At 70.8% G+C, this 20,066-nt stretch carries 18 protein-coding genes, 1 tRNA gene, 1 other RNA gene and 1 pseudogene; 12 read left to right on the forward strand and 9 right to left on the reverse strand.

The features are described from left to right. Positions 1-1,399 (reverse strand): DNA polymerase III subunit gamma and tau (locus ITX44_RS40300; protein WP_205365173.1); only part of this gene is annotated, 1,399 nt, incomplete at its 3' end. 93 nt (positions 1,400-1,492) lie between these two features. Further along, an RNA gene (gene ffs, locus ITX44_RS40305) (signal recognition particle sRNA small type) lies at positions 1,493-1,589 on the reverse strand. 72 nt (positions 1,590-1,661) lie between these two features. Here ffs and ITX44_RS40310 point away from each other — a divergent pair. The 6 genes and pseudogenes from ITX44_RS40310 (at position 1,662) to ITX44_RS40335 (ending at position 7,063) form a co-directional block, all read left to right on the forward strand. Then, positions 1,662-1,749 (forward strand) — tRNA-Ser (locus ITX44_RS40310). A gap of 918 nt (positions 1,750-2,667) precedes the next feature. After that, on the forward strand, positions 2,668-3,657 hold the full coding sequence (locus tag ITX44_RS40315) for a hypothetical protein (RefSeq protein ID WP_205365175.1): 990 nt from the start codon (positions 2,668-2,670) through the stop codon (positions 3,655-3,657). 5 nt (positions 3,658-3,662) lie between these two features. After that, a pseudogene (locus tag ITX44_RS40320) lies at positions 3,663-3,846 on the forward strand (transposase); the annotation flags it as partial. A gap of 280 nt (positions 3,847-4,126) precedes the next feature. Continuing rightward, positions 4,127-4,588, forward strand: coding sequence for a prevent-host-death family protein (locus ITX44_RS40325; RefSeq protein WP_205365179.1), 462 nt, complete (start codon positions 4,127-4,129; stop codon positions 4,586-4,588). Continuing rightward, complete coding sequence (locus tag ITX44_RS40330; RefSeq protein WP_205365181.1) at positions 4,585-4,941, forward strand: hypothetical protein; 357 nt, start codon at positions 4,585-4,587, stop codon at positions 4,939-4,941. Before ITX44_RS40325 ends, ITX44_RS40330 begins: the two co-directional genes overlap by 4 nt. 805 nt (positions 4,942-5,746) lie before the next feature. After that, complete coding sequence (locus ITX44_RS40335; RefSeq protein WP_205365183.1) at positions 5,747-7,063, forward strand: COG4705 family protein; 1,317 nt, start codon at positions 5,747-5,749, stop codon at positions 7,061-7,063. A 47-nt stretch (positions 7,064-7,110) separates the two neighbouring features. On the opposite strand, the gene ITX44_RS40340 is transcribed toward ITX44_RS40335, so the two are convergent. Further along, on the reverse strand, positions 7,111-7,761 hold the full coding sequence (locus ITX44_RS40340) for a response regulator transcription factor (RefSeq protein ID WP_067360243.1): 651 nt from the start codon (positions 7,759-7,761) through the stop codon (positions 7,111-7,113). Then, complete coding sequence (locus tag ITX44_RS40345; RefSeq protein WP_205365185.1) at positions 7,749-9,008, reverse strand: sensor histidine kinase; 1,260 nt, start codon at positions 9,006-9,008, stop codon at positions 7,749-7,751. The genes ITX44_RS40340 and ITX44_RS40345 overlap by 13 nt, the downstream gene beginning before the upstream one ends. Positions 9,009-9,179: 171 nt before the next feature. Here ITX44_RS40345 and ITX44_RS40350 point away from each other — a divergent pair, with 171 nt between their 5' ends. Continuing rightward, positions 9,180-9,659, forward strand: a complete 480-nt coding sequence (locus ITX44_RS40350) for a hypothetical protein (protein WP_236062524.1) — start codon at positions 9,180-9,182, stop codon at positions 9,657-9,659. Positions 9,660-9,712: 53 nt separating this feature from the next. Beyond that, on the forward strand, positions 9,713-10,429 hold the full coding sequence (locus tag ITX44_RS40355) for a class I SAM-dependent methyltransferase (protein ID WP_205365189.1): 717 nt from the start codon (positions 9,713-9,715) through the stop codon (positions 10,427-10,429). A gap of 355 nt (positions 10,430-10,784) precedes the next feature. On the opposite strand, the gene ITX44_RS40360 is transcribed toward ITX44_RS40355, so the two are convergent. Then, complete coding sequence (locus ITX44_RS40360; protein WP_205365191.1) at positions 10,785-11,786, reverse strand: acyl-CoA desaturase; 1,002 nt, start codon at positions 11,784-11,786, stop codon at positions 10,785-10,787. 152 nt (positions 11,787-11,938) lie between these two features. On the opposite strand from ITX44_RS40360, the gene ITX44_RS40365 reads away from it, so the two are divergent. Beyond that, the gene (locus tag ITX44_RS40365; protein ID WP_372441111.1) at positions 11,939-13,213 is read left to right on the forward strand and encodes an ATP-binding protein; all 1,275 of its coding nucleotides are present in this window, start codon (positions 11,939-11,941) and stop codon (positions 13,211-13,213) included. 81 nt (positions 13,214-13,294) lie between these two features. Here ITX44_RS40365 and ITX44_RS40370 read toward each other — a convergent pair whose 3' ends face one another. The 3 genes from ITX44_RS40370 to uppS all read right to left on the reverse strand — a co-directional run bounded on the left by ITX44_RS40370 (position 13,295) and on the right by uppS (position 16,167). Continuing rightward, a complete protein-coding gene (locus ITX44_RS40370) occupies positions 13,295-13,516 on the reverse strand; it encodes a hypothetical protein (protein WP_205365193.1) in 222 nt (73 codons plus the stop codon). Between the two features lie 279 nt (positions 13,517-13,795). After that, positions 13,796-15,217, reverse strand: coding sequence for an oxygenase MpaB family protein (locus tag ITX44_RS40375; RefSeq protein WP_205365201.1), 1,422 nt, complete (start codon positions 15,215-15,217; stop codon positions 13,796-13,798). A gap of 137 nt (positions 15,218-15,354) precedes the next feature. Continuing rightward, a complete protein-coding gene (gene uppS, locus ITX44_RS40380) occupies positions 15,355-16,167 on the reverse strand; it encodes a polyprenyl diphosphate synthase (RefSeq protein ID WP_372441112.1) in 813 nt (270 codons plus the stop codon). A 260-nt stretch (positions 16,168-16,427) separates the two neighbouring features. Between uppS and ITX44_RS40385 the strand changes: the two genes are divergently transcribed. Both ITX44_RS40385 and ITX44_RS40390 read left to right on the forward strand, forming a co-directional pair. After that, positions 16,428-16,784 (forward strand): MmcQ/YjbR family DNA-binding protein, encoded by a 357-nt coding sequence (locus tag ITX44_RS40385; RefSeq protein WP_205365195.1) that lies wholly within the window; start codon positions 16,428-16,430, stop codon positions 16,782-16,784. A 79-nt stretch (positions 16,785-16,863) separates the two neighbouring features. Next, on the forward strand, positions 16,864-17,313 hold the full coding sequence (locus ITX44_RS40390) for a uracil-DNA glycosylase family protein (protein ID WP_205365197.1): 450 nt from the start codon (positions 16,864-16,866) through the stop codon (positions 17,311-17,313). Here ITX44_RS40390 and ITX44_RS40395 read toward each other — a convergent pair. After that, complete coding sequence (locus tag ITX44_RS40395) at positions 17,303-18,583, reverse strand: serine hydrolase domain-containing protein (protein ID WP_205365199.1); 1,281 nt, start codon at positions 18,581-18,583, stop codon at positions 17,303-17,305. The genes ITX44_RS40390 and ITX44_RS40395 overlap by 11 nt on opposite strands. A 210-nt stretch (positions 18,584-18,793) precedes the next feature. Here ITX44_RS40395 and ITX44_RS40400 point away from each other — a divergent pair. Next, positions 18,794-20,066, forward strand: a 1,273-nt coding sequence (locus tag ITX44_RS40400; protein ID WP_236062525.1) for an SNF2-related protein, incomplete at its 3' end; no start/stop codon positions are given.

The raw sequence follows: 20,066 nt of genomic DNA on the forward strand, positions 1-20,066 counted from the left end.
GGGGTTGGGGTGCGGGGGGGGGCTGGGGGGCCGGGGGCGGGGCCTGAGAAGCCACGGGCGGGGCGGCCGGAGCCGTACGGTTCAGGGCGGCGCGGGCGGCCGCGGAGCCGCCACCTGCCGCGGGGCCGTACGAACCGGCGGGCGCGGACGGGTCGCCGGCGGCGGGCGGACCGGCGGGGACAGCCGGCCCGGCCGGTCCGGCGGGGGCGGGCGCACCGGCAGCGGCGAAACCGGCACCCGCGGCGACCCCGCGTTCCAGCCGTTCGATACGCGCCTGGACCGAGCGCTCGTCACCGTAGGCGGCCGGCAGCAGCACCCGGGCACAGATCAGTTCGAGCTGGAGGCGCGGGGAGGTGGCACCGCGCATCTCCGTCAAGCCGGTGTTGACGAGGTCGGCGGCGCGGCTGAGTTCGGCGGCGCCGAAAACGGACGCCTGGGCGCGCATGCGCTCCACCACGTCGCGCGGCGCGTCGATGAGCCCCTTGTCCACCGCGTCCGGCACGGCGGCGATGATCACCAGGTCGCGAAGGCGTTCCAGCAGGTCGGTGACGAAGCGGCGCGGGTCGTGGCCGCCCTCGATGACCCGCTCGACGATCTCGAAGACGGCGCCGCCGTCCCCGGCCGCGAAGGCGTCCACGACGTCGTCGAGCAGCGCGGTGTCGGTGTACCCGAGCAGGGCGGTGGCCATGGCGTACGTCACGCCGTCCGCGCCGGCGCCGGCCAGGAGCTGGTCCATCACCGACAGCGAGTCACGCACCGATCCGGCCCCGGCCCGTACGACCAGCGGAAACACGCCGTCCTCGATAGCGATGCCCTCGCGCCCGCACACCTCGGCGAGGTAGTCGCGCAGGGTGCCGGGGGGCACCAGGCGGAACGGATAGTGATGGGTCCGCGACCGGATGGTGCCGATGACCTTCTCGGGCTCGGTGGTGGCGAAGATGAACTTGAGGTGCTCCGGGGGCTCCTCGACCACCTTCAGCAGGGCGTTGAACCCGGCCGGGGTGACCATGTGGGCCTCGTCGATGATGTAGATCTTGTAGCGGCTCCCGGCGGGCCCGAAGAACGCCTTTTCCCGCAGGTCACGGGCGTCGTCCACACCACCGTGGGAGGCGGCGTCGATCTCGATGACGTCGATGGACCCGGGCCCGTTGCGCGCGAGGTCCCGGCACGAGCGGCACTCCCCGCAAGGAGTGGGCGTGGGCCCCTGCTCGCAGTTCAGGCACCGGGCGAGGATCCGGGCACTGGTCGTCTTCCCGCACCCGCGCGGCCCGCTGAACAGGTACGCGTGATTGACCCGGTTGTTGCGCAGCGCCTGCTGCAACGGGTCGGTGACGTGCTCCTGCCCAATGACCTCGGCGAAGGTCTCGGGCCGGTAGCGGCGATACAGAGCGAGAGACACGCCTACGAGCCTATCCGCGCCCACCGACACCGCGCCCCGCCCTCACCGCGGAGCCGCATCACCTCGGCAGTCGTACCCGGTCACCCCCGGACAAGCGAAGACCCCCCACGCACCCGCCAGAGCCCACCTACCCTTGCTGCCTTCCGGCCCTGGGGGGGTTCAGCGAGATAGCGCCACGTGAGGGGCTGCACCCAACCCTACCCCACCCCCCACCCCGGATCGAGTTCGCAACCACCCCTCCCCAACCTGTACTCTTTGCGGCGGAGGATTCGCCTAGAGGCCTAGGGCGCACGCTTGGAAAGCGTGTTGGGGGCAACCCCTCACGAGTTCGAATCTCGTATCCTCCGCCAGTGCCTCACCGGCCACGACGTTGATGGGCCCCGCTGCGAGCAGCGGGGCCCATCAACGTTCGGGATCGCGTCATCGGCGCGCCCATGTTTGGGCGGGCGGCCGTCGGTCTGCCTCCGGGGCGGCCCGTGCTGCCCATACCGTGCGATGTGACCGCTTCAGCCTCGGTTCATCCTCTTTCATGACGTCGATGGTCCGCTCATTCCCTTCGGGGCGACACGGGAGCGTGCCTCGACGGTTATCCGACGTATGTGTTGTAGGAGACGAGCGCGAATCCGCTGCCGGCCAGGTCGATCCCGCCCTCGGCCCAGGCGGCTGGGTCGTCCGTGTGATCTGGTGTGGGACATCACGTGGGAGCCCGAGGCCAACAACTGCCTCCCGTCACTCCTGGGCTGTCGCAGCTCCCCATGGTCAACTGGGCCGCACCCTCCGAGGAGCCCACGCCGCCCGGCTTGCGCTGGGAGATCCACACGCTTCTGGGCGGGGTGGCCGACCGGCCCTTTGTATGACTCGACGCCGACCGCACCTGGGCCGAAGTGCACCACCCGGCCCGGAACCTCCTGCACCGGGTTGACCAGACGCACCCCAGGAGAGCCGCCATGTCGCGGCAGCACGAGCCGTGGAATGATCGCCGTGCTCTCCGAGGCAGTAGCCGCACGCCCTCGCAGCGGCTGACACGGCGTTGCGCGTAGCGGTCCTTCAGGGCAGGTCGACACCTGTCCGCGTGAGGCCGAGGACTTCACTCTGGCACAGGCCGAGCGGCCACTTGTGGAGTGCCAATATTCCGGCCCCCCACGTATCGTCCGTGCCGCCAAACATAGTTCACTCGATGGGGCTAGATCCAGCAGAAATCTCCAAGGTACAGCTGCTGCGCCTCATGATTTTTCGCAGGCCAGATCTGGCGATGCGAGAGGAAAATCATGCATGATGTCTTCACTCTCATCAGTGAAAGAGTTCTGCGTGTCTGCGGCGGGGAGCCCATCTGTGCGCATGTCGGCGATGTTCGGGCATGCGTAATCAAGAACCACTCTTCATATCAGATGTTGCGCGAGAAAGTTCGACTTGGTCGATCCAAATCCGTAGCAAGCTTGCACCTCTGGGAGTCGGTGGGCACATTGGCCCGAGAAAGCGACCAACAAGATCGGGAGAAATGGTTGCTGATCCTACTGGATCTCCTGACTCCATATTTTCGGGGATGGTCGAAAGAGTTGGCACGAAAATGGAATTATGAGGTCACTGACATCAGATCCGCGATGGTAGAAGGTGCTCTGGAGGCATGGTTTTCCGTGACAGGTGGCATGCCTTCCAAGGAACTCCTCGATATCATGATGACTCGTGCGTTCACTGGTGCTCGTGGCTTGGTGGAAGCGGGGAGGTCGGAAACATGCACAGCGAGTGTGGCATATTTGATTGCCGATGTCGATCGCGAGGAAGATTCCACGCTTCGCGCATCGTCAATCGTTGAAGCCGTTACGATGCTAGATCCGGATACCGATGAGAGGATTCGCGGCGAGCGCGCGGGATCCCTATTGCAGCGGATGGGTGCCATGGATCACGTCAAAATCTTTCACGAGAAACTCCGAAGCGGTTGCCGTGACGAGGCAGATGCTCCCGTCATCACCCCTACGCAAGTCGGGCGGTCCTGGGCGGACGGGAAGAATCTTTATTATCGAATTTCTGATCTCCTGCCGCAATACATCGGTTTCAGTGAGGCGGCCAGTATTGTTGGCCTGTCGGAATCGCAAGCATCGAAGATGGCCGGCAAGGGTTCCCTCTCCTTTAGGGTACTCTGGATCGGTAATAGCCGATTCGTGTCAGTCAAGTCACTTATGCGCATCTTGGGCATCCAAGACTCCATCGTGCATCCCGATGATGTAGAGAATGGAGCTTCGCATGTCGGCAAAGAATAGAAAATCGAAGGTTGACCAAGCGGCTGCTTGAATCCGCCCTGGAGGACGGGGTCACCGATTACCTCGGGTAAATGCGATCTCGCGAGGAAGACCAGCAGGCGCAACGGCATCCGGGCGAAGGCAGTGCTGACCGATGTCGGTCCGGTCGAGGTGAACGCGCCCCGGTGTTTGGAGGGCAGCTTCGAGCCGCCGGCCTGACTCGCACCGTTTCCCGGTGATGAGGGCTGCGGCTGACCTCCCGGCATCGCCGCGATCCGCGACCGTCTCGTGGACCTGCTCTCGCCGCCGGGGGATCTCCCACCACGGGGACGTCGCGTACGCCGACGCCCTCGCCTACGGGGGTGGCGCCGGAGTGACGCGTCGGTACAGCAGCCCGACAAGCGTGATCGGCATCGTTGACCGAGTTGTAAGGGGGTGCCACGCCACCCCCCGCTTGACTTCGGAACATATTCCGAAGTAACGTGAACCCATGTCCATTCTGACCGTTTCGTTCTCCGATCTGTCGAAGAACTCCAAGCGGGTCGCCGACACCGTTGAGCGTGCCCAGCGCGTCCATGTGACGCGTCGGGACGGCGAGGATCTGTACCTCACCACCGAGCGCCATGACCGTCAGCGCGAGGAGACCGCCGACGTCACCGCGCGGCTGTTCGCGGCGCTGATCAGCAGCGACGAAGGTGCCCGCGCGATTCTGCTGGCCCTGCCCGAGGTCTTTCCATGGACCCGACATCTGTCGACGGACGAAGTGCGCGAGTTCGTCCTCGACCTGGTGAAAGCAACCCACGACGCCGCGGAACTGGACGTGCACACCAATCTGCACCGGACCATCGTCGAATGGCGTGCCACCGCCCGGATCCTCGCGGATCCCGAACTGACGGCGCAGCTGACGGCTCCGCTTCCGGACGAGGACCATGGCGAGGTACCTGCTCCATGAGCCCCAAGCGCGGCGACGACGTCCCGCCACCGCCGATCGAGAACGAATGGCGTCTCCGATTCGCCACGAACGATGCGGCCAAAGGCTGGGGCGACCTGTGCGCCGAGGCGCCGGGGAACACCCGGCGCTGCTACGAGGCGCTGCGCAACGACCCTGCTTCCATGAAGGACCCCGACCGCCAGCACCGGCTCCGCGGACGACTGGGCACTGCCACCCTCGGTGGCACGGAATACCCGCAATGGGAGTACGAGGTCACCGCCGGCGGTCGCGTCCGCTATCTCGTCGACCAACCACGCCGGACCGTGCATCTCGTCTACGCCTCTACGCGCCACCCCAAGGACACCGACAGCTGAGTCCGTCGCACCGCACGCGAGTGAACAGGTGTCGGCCTGGTGCGCGATGCCCGGCGCACGCTGAACGGGCCATCTCATGGACAGCAGTACGCTTCGGCCGCTGACCAGGAGGAATCTGCAACGTCCGGTCTCAGTTCTAGTCTCATTCGCGCCCGTTCATCGGCGTCCGTAAGCCTTTCGCCCGGCCACTCCATCGCAGGTCAGGACGTCCCCGCCTCTCCCCGGATACCAAGGTGACCCGTTGGAAAGCGTGTTGGGGGCAACCCCTCACGAGTTCGAATCTCGTATCCTCCGCACCCGCCCACCAGGGCAGACGAGAGCCCCGACCGCGCTGCGGCCAGGGCTCTCGTCATTCCGTAGTTGCAGTTGGCTGCTCCGAGCCTGCGACTCCGTGATCGCCCTCAGGAGCCACTGCCGCCTCCGGAGAGGATCGAGCGGACGCGAGCCAGCGCGTCCGGCCACGTCCGTCCGTGGAGAGGCCAGGAGGAAAATCCCCGCCGCCGCCGGCACTCGCGCGCCCTCCGGCAGTCGTAGCGCGGCCGGGAGCCACGTCACGAAGGGCGCTGCGACTGCGAGCAGCGCGAACCTCAGCGGCTCCCAGTTGTGAGCAGGCTGGATACCGGCCAAGTCGCTTTGTCCCCGCACCGTCCTGACCGAAGCAGCCGGGCCCACTCCCGATCCCCGGGCTCGCCGCAGGCGCCGAACCGGCGCAGTACCTGCCGCCATCCGTCCTGCACCAGGCTCGTGAGCAACGCCACGCCGCGTTTTAGTGTCTACAAGGCTGTAGTCGCTACAGTGTCGCCGCATGACGACTCCCCGGACTCCCACCAGTCCCACGACCGCCGCGACTCCACCAGGTGCTGCGGGAAGCCGCCTGCTGAACAAGGTGCCCGAGGTCACGGTCTGGTTCTGGATCATCAAGATCCTCTGCACGACCGTCGGTGAGAGTTTCGCCGACTACATCAACACCACGCTGGGCTTCGGCCTGACCAACACCATGCTGCTGTTCACCGCGATCTTCGCGGTCGTGCTGACGATCCAGTTCCGCACCAGGCGCTACAGCCCGTTCCCGTACTGGCTCACCGTGGTCGTGGTCAGCGTCACCGGCACCCTGTACACCGACATGCTCACCGACCAGCAGCATGTCGCGCTGTGGCTGAGCTCGACGGTCTTCTCGGTCCTGCTGGCCCTCGTCTTCGGCGTCTGGTGGCTGCGCGAGCGGACCCTGTCGATCCACAGCATCACGACCTTCCCGCGTGAGGCGTTCTACTGGCTGACCGTCCTGGTGACGTTCGCCCTGGGCACCGCCACCGGCGACTGGACGCTGGAGCTGACCAACTGGACGCCCGCGAAGTCGGTGCTCCTGCCACTGGGCCTCATCGCGTCGATCACCGCACTGTGGAAGTTCGGCGCCAACCCGGTCCTCTCGTTCTGGCTGGCCTACATCCTCACCCGCCCGCTCGGCGCCAACATCGGTGACTGGCTCGCCTCCCCGAAAGTCGCAACCAGCCCCGGCGAGCCCGTCGGACTCGGCCTTGGCACCCTCGCCACCAGTCTGATCTTCCTCAGCGCCATCCTCGCGACGGTCGTCTACCTGGCCCTCAGCCGCAGCGACGTCGCCGAGACCCACGAGCTGACCCACCAGCCCTCGGTCACCACCAACCCGCACAAGGAGCGCATCGCGCTGGGAGCCTTCGGCGTACTCGCCGCCGCCACCGTCGCCCTGCTCGTCTGGGCCCACAACCAGCCCCACGTCACCTGCGACCCCACCGGCCAGAGCGAGACGATGCCGGCCTGCCCGAAGGCGGCCCTGACCGCCGGCCAGACCACCGCAGCGGTGGCGAAGTACGAGAAGCTCGCCCACACCGCGATCGCCCAGGACCGAGCGGGGACGGCCGCGGCCTCCCACGCCACCGTGCAGACCATGCGCGACGACTGGGACGCCGACGCCACCTCCCTGCAGGCGGTGAACAACACGACCTGGACCCTGCTCGACAACCAGATGGACGCGGTCCTCAAGACGTACGCCATCGACCACGGCAACATCAAGCCGGCCCCAGCCGCCCAGCAGGAGCACCAACTCAACATCCTGCTGAACGACCTCAGGAGCCACCACTTCTGATTCCGAGTGGGCGCGTAATCCTGAGCCTCGACGTCCACCGCCGACAACTATGCGGTCGCAACGCCCAGGAAGCGCAGCACCGCCAGGACGCGGCGGTGGTCGGCGTCGGCCTTGGGCAGGTCGAGCTTGGTGAAGATGCTGTTGATGTGCTTGGCGACCGCGCTCTCGCTGACCACCAGCTCGGCGGCGACGCCGGAGTTGGAGCGGCCGCCCGCCATCAGCTCCAGCACCTCCCGCTCGCGCGGTGTCAGCCGGTCGAGCGGATCGCTGTGCCGGCGCACCAGCAGTTGCGCGACGACCTGCGGGTCGAGCGCGGTGCCGCCGGCCGCCACCCGGCGTACCGCCTCGGCGAACTCCTCGACGTCGGCGACCCGCTGCTTGAGCAGGTAGCCGACGCCCGAGGTGTTGGCGGCGAGCAGATCGGCGGCGTACCGCTCCTCCACGTACTGCGACAGCAGGAGCACGGCGGTACGCGGATACTGGCGGCGGATCACCAGCGCGGCGCGCACCCCCTCGTCGGTGAAGCCGGGCGGCATGCGCACGTCGACCACGGCGATGTCGGGACGGTGCTCCTCGACGGCCGCCAGCAGCCCTTCTGCGTCGGCGACCTGCGCGCACATCTCGAAGCCGGCCGCCTCCAGCACCTTGACCACGCCGATGCGCAGCAGGAGGGAATCCTCGGCGATCACGGCGCGCACGGCAGCTCCACGGTGAGGACGGTCGGGCCCCCGTCGGGGCTGCGGCAGGAGAACGTGCCGTCGACGGACGCGACGCGCTTGGCGAGCCCGGCGAGCCCGGTGCCGCCGCCGGCCGCCGCGAGATCCGCGCCGCCCGCGCCGTCGTCCGCGACGACCACCAGCAGTGTCTCCCCGATCCGCTCCACGGTCACGTCCGCACGGGTCGCCTGGGCGTGTTTGACCACGTTCGTCAGGGCCTCGGAGACCACGAAGTACGCGACGGCCTCGACCGTGGGTGAGGGGCGCTGCGGCAGGTGCACCGCCACGCGCACCGGGATCGGGAGGCGGGCGGCGACCCCGGACAGCGCGGCGTCGAGGCCGCGGTCCTCAAGGACGGCCGGATGCAGGCCGCGCACCAGGTTGTTCAGCTCGGCGATCGCCTCCTTCGCCTCGCGGTGCGCCTCGTCGATCACCTTGCGGGCGTCCGCCGGCAGGTCGCCGAGGGTGGCCCTGGCCAGGCCCAGGTTGACGGCGAGTGAGACGAGGCGCTGCTGCGCGCCGTCGTGCAGGTCGCGCTCGATCCGCCGCCGCTCGGCGTCGGCGGCGTCGAGCACGCCGGCCCGGCTCTCGGCGAGGTCGGCGACCCGGCGGGTCAGCTTCTCCGTGCGGCTGGGGCCGAGCAGGACTTCGGCCGCCCGGGTCTCAAGACGCACCAGAGCGCCGGTCAGCCGGGGCCCGAGGAACAGCAGGGCGAGGCCGCCGGCGGTGATGTACGCGGCCTGCGTGGTGTACCCGAAGTCGGTGACCCGCCATTGCGGGGGCAGCGCCCAGATCCACACGTAGATGGAGGCGGCCACGAGAGCGGCGGCCCAGACGGCGAGGACGGCGAGGTCCAGGACGGCGAGCAGCGGACCCGCCACGGCGTGGTAGCAGACCTGCCGCCACAAGGCCCGCGTGGCCAGCCGACGTACCGCCGACGTCCAGTTGCGTCCGGGCCCGGGTGCGGCGGGGCGCGGGAGGTCCTTGCCGACGAGTGCCCGGTAGCGCCGCCGCTGCCCGACGGTCAGCAGGGGTGTCACCACGAGCGTGAGCAGCACGGGCAGCGGAGTCACGGCCGGCACCAACGCCGCCAATGTGCCGGCCAGCCACAGCCACAGTGGCACCACGGCGAGGTGGAGCGGCAGGCCGGCGGCGACGAGCGCGGTCCGGTGTCCCGCCCTGCGGAACGGCCGGCCCGGCACCAACTGCAGCCACGTCGTGAGTTGCATGCGTCAAACGGTAAAGCCGCAGGCCATCCCCGTGCCATGACGCTCCCGCCCGGTTCGGGGGTGCACTTTTCTCCACCCCGGGCCGGAACCCTGCGTGACTGACGGCGCCCCGGTGTGCGGCGGAGGGTGGAGCACGTGAAGGGGAGAGCCGGCGGGGAGCGGGGGAAGAGGATGCGTCAACTGGCGTTGTGCGACGAGGAAGTGGCCGGTGCCGAGGACTTCGGCCGCGCCGAGGTCATCCCGCTCCACGAAGAGGCGGAGGAGCCGCGCCCGGCGTGGGGCATGCGGCGGGCCGGGGGGCTGCTGGTCGCCTGCGGGCTCGGCCTGCTGCCGTGGCTGTACGTGCTGGCCACCGGCCTGCCGGCCACCGCGACCGCGGCGCACTGGCCGGTCGCCTGGGTCGGGCTCGACGCGCTGGAGGCGCTCGGCCTGATCGCCACCGGCCTCCTCGCCGCCCGCGGCGACCGGCGGCACGCCCTGGCGGCCGCTGCGACCGCGACGCTGCTTGCGGTGGACGCCTGGTTCGACACCACGACCGCGGCCCCTGGCGGCGACTTCGCCACCGCGCTCGCCATGGCGCTCGGCGCCGAGCTGCCGCTCGCCGCGCTGTGCGGCCGGCTGGCGCTGCGGACGCTGGGCCGGCCCGCGTGACGCCGACCGCCCGACTACGTACCACGGACCGAATCGATCCACCGGAGAACACCATGCACCGCATCACCACCGCCCCCGTCGCCCCGATCCCGGCCCGGACCCGCTGGGCGGTCGCCGCCGGCGCGGGCGCCGCGTTGGCCGCCGCCTGGTGGCTGGGCGACACGGCGCCCTATCCGTACGCCCAACGCGGCCTGCTCGACGTGCCGTTGCCGTTCCTGACCGCCGACCGGATGGACGCCGTACTGCGGCCGCGGCCGGGGGAGCGGATCCTGGAGATCGGCCCGGGGACCGGACTGCAGTCGCTGCACGTCGCCCCGCAGCTCGGGCCGGAGGGACGGCTCGATGTGCTCGACATCCAGCAGGAGATGCTCGACCACGTGATGTGCCGCGCCGAGCGCGACGGCCTGGCGACGATCAGGCCCACCCGCTCGGACGCACGTGAACTGCCCTACGCCGACGGGACATTCGACGCCGTATACGCCGTGACCGCGCTCGGGGAGATCCCCGAGCCGGATCGGGTACTGCGCGAGGCGGCACGGGTGCTGGCACCGGGCGGGCGGCTGGTGATCGGCGAGTTCTTCGACCGGCACTGGATCCCCTTCGGCCGACTGCACCGGCTCGCCGACGCCGCCGGCCTCCACCTGACCGAGCGCCGCGGCCCAAGCCCGGCATACCTCGCCCGCTTCCGACCCTGCAGAGCCCACGCGCCAGGCCCCCGGAGCGAGCGCCTCGCCGACAGCGACCGGGACACCAACGACGGGAAAGCGTGAGCACCGCACGCGGGGACCGCGATCACCGAGCTGAACGACCTGGCGCGCGGTAGGCCGTTCCAGGAGGCGAGGGGGCTGCGCCCCGACCGCGGCCGGCCACGAAAACCGCGGCGCCCCCGCAAGGTGAGAGGGGAGTCCTGCGGCTTCTGCCGCGTGATTCCGGTCTCCGATCGTGCTGGGTCCTCTCCGGCAGCAAGCCCGGGCGGCGGCGACAAGCCGAGGCCAGCGGCGCCATCACCCTCACCGTCGCGCGTTCAGCGGCCGCACACCGCCTATGGCACGCGCGCGAGCGCAGGGCCGAAGCCGCCACCCTGCTCGTCCCACACCGGCAGTTCCGTTGGCCACACCGGCCGTTTCAGACCGCGGGCTCGTGCGGGCCGGACGGGTCGGGGAGGAGGCGAGCGCTGAGGCGGTCCGCGCTCGGCCAGCGGACGTCGCGGACCCAGCCCAGCTTTTCGAAGATCCAGATCAGGCGGGCCGCCGGGTCGAGTTGGCCCGGGAGCACGCCGTGGCGGGCGCCCGTGGGGTCGGCGTGGTGTGAGTTGTGCCAGCTCTCGCCGAAGGACAGCAGCGCGAGGGGCCAGAAGTTGGTGGCCTTGTCCCGGCTGGCGAAGGGGCGGCTGCCCGCGACGTGGCAGACCGAGTTCACCGACCAGGTGACGTGGTGCAGCAGCGCCATCCGCATCACGCCGGCCCAGAAGAACCCGGTCAGCGCGCCGGCCCAGGTGCCGGTGACGAGGCCGCCGACCAGCGCGGGAGCCAGGAGCGAGACGACGGCCAGCGGCCCGAAGAGGCGACCGATGACTCGCAGGTCACGATCGGCGGCGATGTCGGGGGCGAACTTGGCCCGGTTGCTCAGTTCACGCTTCAGCATCCACCCGATGTGCGCGTAGAGAAGTCCCTTGAGCAGCGCGCGCGTGTCGGTTCCGAAGCGCCAGGGCGAGTGCGGGTCGCCCTCACGGTCGGCGAAGGCGTGATGGCGGCGGTGGTTCGCCACCCACTGGACCGGCGAGCCCTCGACCCCCAGCGAGCCCGCGACGGCCAGGGCGATGCGCAGGCCCCGCTTCGCCTTGAACGAGCGGTGCGTGAAGAGGCGGTGGTAGCCGACCGTGAGGCCGGCCAGGGACACGACGTAGGCGACCACGGCCATGCCGACGTCCAGCGCGGACAAGCCCCGTCCCCACACGAATGGCACCACGACGAACAGGCAGATCAGCGGGCCGACGACGAAGATCCACATCGTCACCGCCGCCGCGGGCGTCCGCGGGGCTCCCAGCAGCGGCTTGACCTCGCCGGCGGTGTCGGCGTCGCCGTCGGCGGCGGGCTGTTCAGAACGGTCGGTCTCGCTCGGGTTCATCGGTTCCTCGCCGTGGCTCGAGCTTTCTCGGACGCCGTACCGAACCCACCCGGTTCACGCGCGCGTGCGCGCGCTTTCGAGCACGCTCAGCGGCTCACTTCACAGGATCGCACCGCACAGCATCCTCGCAGGTCATCGCTCATGTCCAGGGTGTGAACGTCACAAGACCAAACGCCACCCGAACGGACAAATACGGGCATTCACGAGTAGATCATTGTGCCGGCGTCAAGGACGGGACTGCCGTGGGCGGGTCGACGCTGCCGGAGCGGGAGCTGTTCGCGGAGGAGACGCCCGAGCAGTGGAACGCGGCGTTCAGGCTGCTCGCGGAGATCCTGCCCGATGACAGGGCGAGCGTGGTGGTCATCGACGAGGTGCCGTATCTCATGGAACGCGTCGACGCCTTCGAGGGCATGCTCCAGCGGGCGTGGGACCGCCTGCTCAGCCGCAAGCCCGTGCTGCTTCTCCTGGTCGGGTCCGACCTGTCGATGATGGAGGCGCTGAACAGCTACGACCGGCCCTTCCATCAGCGGGGCCGGGAGATGGTGGTAGGGCCGCTCAATCCGGCCGACATCGGGGAGATGCTCGGGCTCGAGCCGGCGGCCGCCTTCGACGCCGCCCTGGTCACCGGGGGTCTGCCGCTGATCTGCGCCGAGTGGCGGCCCGGAGCGGACCTCTGGGAGTTCCTGCGCGACTCCCTGGAGAACCCGATCTCGGCGCTGCTGGTCTCCGCCGAGCGGTCGCTGGCCGCCGAGTTCCCGCCGCAGGCGATGAGCAGGGAAGTGCTGCGGGCCATCGGCAGCGGGGAGCGGACCTTCACCAACATCGCGCGCGCCGCGGGTGGCATCGCCCACACCACCCTCGTCCGGGCCACCGACGTGCTGACCGAAAAGCGGGTGGTGGCGGCCGAGTTGCCCCTGTCGCTGCGGCCATCGAAGGAACGCCGCTACCGCGTGGCCGACCCCTACCTGCGGTTCTGGCTCGCGTTCCTGGACCCGCACATGGCGGAGATCGAGCGCATGCGCGGCGACCTCACACTGAGCCGTATCAAGGAGCGGTGGACGAGCTGGCGGGGGCGGGCGATCGAACCCCTCGTCCGGGAATCCCTGGCCCGCCTCCTGCCGGACGGCACCCTGCCCGCCGCCCCGGCGATCGGCGGGTACTGGACCCGTAGCAACGACGTCGAAATCGACCTCGTGGGCGCCGACCGGCAGCCCGTGGCCAAGGAGTTGCTCTTCCTCGGCTCAATCAAGTGGCTGGAGAACGCAGCCTTCGACGATCAGGACCTGGCCGCACTCCAGAAGCACCGGGCCGCGATCACCGGCGAGCCCGTACCCCTCGTGGCGGTCTCACGTAACGGGATCCGTTGTTCCGGCCTCCAAGCGGCGTACGAACCGGCGGAACTGCTGAGCGGCTGGCGCAGGGCCTGAAGGGGGGCAGGGGTGGACTGCGCATTGACCGGCCGTGACACGGGACCCGACCGGGATGAGGTCGGGTCCCGTGGCGCGGAATTACGGATGGGCGATCTCGGTGACGACCTGGTCGTAGCGCTGGACGTGGCCGGTGAAGGTCAGCGTCGGATACTTCTGCTGGTAGCGGACCTTCACCGCGTCGAGATAGGCCCAGATGTCGGCGGGGTTCGCCTGCGCGTCGAACGTCGCGTCGGTCACGTAATCGCCCTCGTCGCTCTGCAGGTACGCCTCGTACTTGAGGGTCGTGGTGGTGCCGGCCATGACCGAGTCGGCCTCCTTCGTGGTGGCGGGCGATGCGGTCCGAGGCTCGGCGTCCGCGCTTTCGGCTGCCTGCGCTGTTCCGGTCGTCGTGAGAAGCGTCGCGGCGGCGACGCCTCCGGTGGCACCCAGTATTTTTCGCCGGGACATCTCCGACATGATCCTCCCCCTGGCCCTGGCATCCCTCCCTGCGAGGGGCCTCGGCCGACGCTACCGGGAGGGGCTGAGCCGGGCATCGCACCTGCCTGAAGCGGAACCCGTGGTCCCGCATGCGGGTACGTCCTACGCGTCCGCCAGCAGCGGGTCGTACGGGGTGGAGCGGCGGCGGCCCGACATGAAGGAGAGGAAGTCCGTGATGAAGGCGCTGCGGGAGTACGTGGGGCCGGCGGCGGTCATGGTGCGGCTGAAGGCGGTGCGGAACAGGGCGCGGTATTCGTCGGCGTCGATGGACTCGTTGCCGTCGGCGTCGGTGACGTCGAAGAGGACCTCGGCGACGCGGATGAGGGCAGGGCCGGCGAGGGAGGGGACGGCGGCGGCGTACTCGTCCTTGCTGATCCGGCCGTCGCCGTCGGCGTCGAGTTCGGCCTGGAGCTCGCGCCACCACTCGGCGTACGCGGCGTAGAGCCGGGTCTCCTCGGGTTCGTCCAGGTCGAGGCGAGTGGACAGTTCGCGGGCCATGGCGGCGAGGTCGGGCCAGTCGAGGTAGCCGTCGGCGGTCTGGTCCAGCACCTCGGTGAAGAATTCGGCGGCGCTGCGCTGCGGGCCGGTCTGCTCGGGGACCGACTGCTGCTGGGAGAAGGGCGAGGTCAGGGGGGTGGCCAGCCGCAGGAGGGCGCCGGCCTGCTTGATCCGGTCGCGCAGCGCGGTGAGCGCGGCGGCCCGCGGGTCGTCGCTGTCCGGGGAGAGGTAGAGCAGGTCGAAGAGGTTCTCGGTGCGGATCCAGTTGTCGGGCAGGAAGCGGGCCAGGCCGGCGGCGGCGTACGCGCTCTGCATCAGGGTCTGGGCGCCGGGGACTTCGGGCAGGCCGGCGCGGCGGCGGAAGGGCTCGGGCAGGGACGCCACGGTGATCGTGCCGATGAGCGGGCCGGCCAGCGCGCGCCCCGCCGCCCACACGGTGGGTACGCCGTCGAGCAGGGGCGGCGCCGGGAGATGGTCGAAGAGCTTGTAGAGGATGATGCGCAGCGCCTCGGTGTTCTCCAGCTCGTCCTCGACCATACGGTCGTAGTACCGCCAGAACTCGGGCAGCGTGGGCGGCAGATGACCGGGTTCGTCCGCCAAGGCGACCAGGAACGCGCGGAATTCGGCGTAGAGCTGCTCCATCGTGCTCTGGTCGAGCGGCTGGCCGCTGAGCCTGCACATGGTGACCGAGCTTTCGAAGAGCGTGGCGACCACCCAGGCGCGGACCTCCGGGTCCATCGCGTCGTAGTGCCGGTTCCGCGGGTCGGCGCCGCTGATCCGGGCGTGCAGGCGGTTGAGCCGCGCCGCCTCCCGCTGCCGTACGTGGTCGTCGGGGCCGAACATTCGCTGGAGGCTGACGAGGGTGTTGCGCAGCCGTCGCCAGGGGTGCGCCACGAACGTCGAGTTGTCGATCAGCGCCGCGCCGACCTGTGGGTGCGCGGCCTCCAGGACGGTGGCCCGGATGACGGCCAGGGCCCAGCGCGGGTCGTCGAAGAACCGGTGGAACTGGGAGTCGGGGCCGAACAGGGATCCGGGCTCCGCCGCAGGAGTCGGCCCTGCTTCCGGATTCGGCCCCGCGTCCGGAGTGGGCGGTAAGGGACCGGCTTTGCCGCCGGCGGCTCCCTTACGTCCGGGCCGGCTGTTGTTGCTGCTGCCTGAGTCCGTCACAGGTGGGGCTCTCCGTTCGCGTGCGGCGTCACACCGCCGAAGCGGCGGTCGCGTTGCTGATAGGTACGCAGGCACTCCAGGAAGTGGGTGGCGCGGAAGTCCGGCCAGAGCACGGGCGGGAAGGTCCACTCGGCGTAGGCCACCTGCCAGAGCATGAAGTTGGAGATGCGCTGCTCGCCGGAGGTACGGATGACGAGGTCCACGTCGGGGGTGTCGGGGAAGGGCAGGTGGGCGGCGAAGTGCCGTTCGTCCACGGCGTCGGCCGGCACCCCGCTGCGGATCAGGGACCGGGCCGCCTCGACGATGTCCCGGCGTCCGCCGTGGTCGAAGGCGACGGTCAGGGTCATGCCCCGGTTCTGGCCGGTCAACGTCATCAGGTCGGCGAAGTCCCGGGCGAGCGGCGGCGGAATCCTCGGGTCCGCCACCCCGAGGAACCGGCACCGGATGCCGCGCGCGAACAGCAGCGGAGCGTGCTTGCGTACCACCCGGCGCACGAGCCGCATCAGGAAGTCGACCTCGTCGCTCGGCCGCCGCCAGTTCTCGGTGGAGAAGGCGTACAGGCTCAGCCACTCCACCCCGGCCGCCCGCGCCGCCTCGATGACGTCGATCACGGTCTTCTCCGCCGCGGTGTGCCCGGACGTCCGCGGCAACGACCGCTGCGCGGCCCACCGCCCGTTCCCGTCCATCACGCACGCGACATGCCGGGGCACGCCCCGGCCCGGGCCCTGCTGCGGAAGTGGTGACAGACGGCCGCCGGGTTCGCCCTCGTCCGCCCGGCCGGCTGTCGCACGCACGTGCCCAACGCTCACGCCGCCCCCTTCCGCCAACCCGTGCACAGCAGTGTCCCGAGGCCGGGGCTCCGGGCACATCAAAATCCCGGCGTATTCACCCTTCGCACGTATGTCGGAAAATACGACCAGGGTGGCGCGGGTTGACGGGCAGCGTGCGGGTTGACAAGGCGGTGGTCGCCGGGCAGCACCGGTCCGCCGCAGGTCGGTATTCTGGCGGGCGCCGGGACGGCCCTCGGGCCGGGGGACACGTGACGTTCGGGGAGTGCGGAAGCCTGATCATGCTCGACGCCGAGGATGTCCGCCGGATCGCCATGTCCCTGCCGGGGACGGCGGAGAAGGAGATGTGGGGCCACCCCACGTTTCACGTCGTCAACCGGATGTACATCACCGTCCCCGGTGACGGCACGTCCTTCGCGGTGCGCTGTCCCCGGTACGAGCGGGACGAGCTGATCGCGGCCGAGCCGCACAAGTTCTGGGTGCCGCCGCACGAGGCGGGCTCCTCGTGGGTACGGGCCCGGCTGGCCACGCTCGAGGACATCGGCGAGCTGTACGACATCCTGGTCGACTCCTGGCGCCAGGCCGCCCCCGCCGACCTCGCGGAATCCTTCGTGCCGCCCGGGCCGGGACGCCCCTGAGCACGGCTCCGGCCCGGTCTGCGAGGCTGGGACCCGGCAGGCCGGGCCCGGGAGCCCGGACCCGGGCGGAGGTGCCGTCATGGCCGGTGCGGAGGAGCGCGGCGCGGCCCTCGCGCGGACCGCGGACCGTATCGCCTCGTGCGTACGGTGCCTGCGGCCGGCCGGCGCCTGGACCGCGTCGGCGGTACGCTGCCCGCCGCCCGCCAACCGCCCCACCCCGGCCGAACGCGACGCCTGCCTCCCCTACCTCACCGCCGAACTCGACGCCCTCTCCGACGTCTCCGTCATCGTCACGCTCGGCGCCTTCGCCTGGCACGCCGCCGCGCGCCAGGCGGGCCTGCGCCCCCGTCCCCCCTTCCGCCACGCCGCCGAGGCCCGCCGCCCCGACGGCCGCGTGCAGCTCGCCTGCTACCACCCGAGCCGGCGCAACACGGCCACCGGCCTGCTCACCGATGCGATGCTCGCCGCGGTGTTCCGGCGGGCGCGGGAGCTGGCCGGGGCGGGGGCGGGACCGGGATTCAGCGCGTGAGAGGTTCCGGGCTGACGCCCGTCGTCTCCTCCCGGGCCACGTGCACCGAGGCGGTCGCCGCCACGCGGGCGGCCGCCGGAGCGGCGGGGGCGCCGCAGAAGACCGGGTCCAGGGTGGCGCGTTCGGCGGCGAAGACCGCGGAGTTGTTGGAGGCGTTCGCCGAGACCGTGACCTGCCGGGAGCCGTCCGCGGTGGTGTACGAGTAGGTCTGGTAGCCCTGCACGATGCCGTCGTGGCCGTAGACCTGGATGCCGCAGGAGAGGGTGTAGGCGCGCAGGCCGAGCCCGTAGAAGGACGTACCGGTCGCGTCCGCCGGCTGCATGGTCTCCATTTCCGCGAGCTGTTCCGGCGGCAGCAGCCGGCCGCCGGTCAGGGCGCGCCAGTAGCGGTTGAGGTCGGCGGTGCCGGAAATGGCGGCGCCCGCGGTCCAGATCCAGGAGCCGGTCTGCTCGGTGGCGTCGAACAGCGGCTTGGAGCGGTCGTCCTCGGTGAGGTAGCCGACGGCGTGCGGGCCGCCGATGCCGGTGCGCGGGACGACGAAGCGCGTGTCCTTCATGCCGGCCGGCCACAGGATCCGCTCGTTCAGGACCTGGGCGAAGGGCTCCGCGGTGACGTGCTCCACGAGCATGCCCAGCACCACGAAGTTGGTGTTGGAGTACTGGTACCGGCTGCCCGGGGTGAACTGGGAGCCGTGCGTGAGGGCGTCGGCCACCAGGTCGGCGGGGTCGTAGGTGGCGTACCGGAACTGCTGGTAGCCGGTGACGGTGTCGCCGACGAGGATGCCGGGCAGGTCGTTGGTGTAGTCGTACAACCCGCTGGTGTGGTCGAGCAGTTGTCGTACGGTGATCGGCGAGTCGGCGGGCAGGACCCCGCTCGGCAGGTAGCCGGCGGCCGGCGCGTCGAGGTCCACCTGGTGCCGGGCGACGAGTTGCAGCACCAGGACCGCGGTGAAGTTCTTGGTGATGCTCCCGACCCGGAACTGCCCCTGCGGGTCGACCGGCGCCTGCGTGGTCAGGTCCCCGGTCCCCGCGCTGACCGTGCCGCCGGCCCCGCCGCGGTCGCTCACCTGCGCGAACACCCCGGGTGATCCGGCCGCGACGACTCCGTTCACCGCCTGCCGCAGCCCCTGGTAGTCGGGCGCGGGCAGGGCGCCCGTCGCCGGGGCGGCGCTCGCCGGGCCGGCGGTGAACAGCAGCGACGCGACAGCGGCCGACGCGGCCGCGGCGACGACGGCCCGGCGCCCGGCCGCGCCGATGGGACGAGAAGACACGACACAACTCCTGATGTGTTCCGGTACGGATGTGCTCGCTGCGACAGCAGCGGTTCGATCACTGCTTCTTCATACGGCCTTGGGGGCGCGCGGGGTTGCACGCCGGCGCGGATCAATCGGCTTCGGGCGCGCGACCACCCGATCCGCCCGGCTCTGTCGGAGGGCCGTGGGAGGATGCCGGAGGCGTCGTGGGCAGTGGTGGGGAGCGGGATGGGACAGGCAGGGGGGTCGGCCGCCGAGCGGAAGGGGCTGGTGGGGGCGGCGGCGGGGCTGGGCGAGGCCGCGCGCGGGGTCATCGGGGATCACGCGGCCGCGGTCGGCGAGGCGCGGGGGGTGTTGCGGGGGATCGTGGCGGAGCTGGCCGAGGGCGAGCTGCGGACGATTCCGGTCGGGCGGCTGAAGGACGTGACCGAGGGGCGGCTGCGGCTCGGGGCCATCGAGGCGGCGGGCTACGAGTCCGTCGCCGATGTGCTCACGGCCGACCGGTACCGGCTGCGGCAGATACCGGGGGTCGGCCGGCAGACCGCCGACCAGGCCGTGGCGGCGGCCGGGCAGATCGCGCGGGCCGTGGAGGAGACAGTCGCCGTCCGTTTCGACGTGGACCGGCCGACGCCCGGGACCACCGCGCTGCTGGTCGCGCTGCACCGGCTGGTGCGGGCCGGCCCGCAGGCGCGGCGGGCGGTCGAGGTGGCCGAGGCGCTGGCCGCGGAGCTGGAGCCGCTGCTGGAACGGGGCCGGCCCGCCGCCGGGCGGCTGCGCCTGTGGCTGGCCGGCCGGGCCGCCCGCGCGCAGGCCCTGGCCGCGCTCGACGCGCTCCGGGAGACGTACGAGCGGGCCGTACGGGACGGTGTGCCCGAACTGCTCCGGCAGAGTTCGGTGGACCTGCTGCGCGACCCGGCGAACGACGTCGAGGCGTGGGTCGACTTCGAGGTGCGCTCGGCGGAGTACTACGGCCTGCTCGCCGAGATCTCCGGCCGCGGCCCGGACCCGGCCGCCGCCGAGGGCTTCCTGCCCGCCGACGTGGCCGAGCGGGTACGCGTCCAGGAGCTGGACGACACCCACCGCCGGGTGTCGCTGCGCGGCTACCAGTCCTTCGGCGCCCGGTTCGCGCTCGCCCAGCGCCGGGTGATCCTCGGCGACGAGATGGGGCTCGGCAAGACCGTCCAGGCCATCGCCGCCCTCGCCCACCTGGCCGCGCGCGGGCGCACCCACTTCCTCGTGGTCTGCCCGGCGGGCGTCCTCGTCAACTGGACCCGCGAGATCGAGACGCGCAGCGCCCTGCGGGCGATCCCGCTGCACGGCCCGGACCGGTACGAGGCGTTCGCCCACTGGCGCGAGCGCGGCGGGGTCGGCATCACGACGTACGACGCGCTGCGCGGCTTTCCCGCGCCCGGAGCCGACGCCGGGGCCGAAGCCGCATCCGTAGCCGCGCCCTCCGTCCCGGCGCCCGCCTCCGTCCCTGCGACACCCTCCGCCCCCGTGC

Origin of the sequence: Actinacidiphila acididurans (assembly GCF_016918855.1) — a bacterium.
Lineage (GTDB): Bacteria > Actinomycetota > Actinomycetes > Streptomycetales > Streptomycetaceae > Actinacidiphila > Actinacidiphila acididurans.

Bases quoted from the DNA above. Each gene is read 5' to 3' on its own strand.
- ITX44_RS40315 (WP_205365175.1), top strand. From the start codon at position 2,668: ATGCATGATGTCTTCACTCTCATCAGTGAAAGAGTTCTGCGTGTCTGC.
- ITX44_RS40325 (WP_205365179.1), top strand. From the start codon at position 4,127: ATGTCCATTCTGACCGTTTCGTTCTCCGATCTGTCGAAGAACTCCAAG.
- ITX44_RS40330 (WP_205365181.1), top strand. From the start codon at position 4,585: ATGAGCCCCAAGCGCGGCGACGACGTCCCGCCACCGCCGATCGAGAAC.
- ITX44_RS40335 (WP_205365183.1), top strand. From the start codon at position 5,747: ATGACGACTCCCCGGACTCCCACCAGTCCCACGACCGCCGCGACTCCA.
- ITX44_RS40345 (WP_205365185.1), bottom strand. From the start codon at position 9,008: ATGCAACTCACGACGTGGCTGCAGTTGGTGCCGGGCCGGCCGTTCCGC.
- ITX44_RS40350 (WP_236062524.1), top strand. From the start codon at position 9,180: ATGCGTCAACTGGCGTTGTGCGACGAGGAAGTGGCCGGTGCCGAGGAC.
- ITX44_RS40355 (WP_205365189.1), top strand. From the start codon at position 9,713: ATGCACCGCATCACCACCGCCCCCGTCGCCCCGATCCCGGCCCGGACC.
- ITX44_RS40360 (WP_205365191.1), bottom strand. From the start codon at position 11,786: ATGAACCCGAGCGAGACCGACCGTTCTGAACAGCCCGCCGCCGACGGC.
- ITX44_RS40370 (WP_205365193.1), bottom strand. From the start codon at position 13,516: ATGGCCGGCACCACCACGACCCTCAAGTACGAGGCGTACCTGCAGAGC.
- ITX44_RS40385 (WP_205365195.1), top strand. From the start codon at position 16,428: ATGCTCGACGCCGAGGATGTCCGCCGGATCGCCATGTCCCTGCCGGGG.
- ITX44_RS40390 (WP_205365197.1), top strand. From the start codon at position 16,864: ATGGCCGGTGCGGAGGAGCGCGGCGCGGCCCTCGCGCGGACCGCGGAC.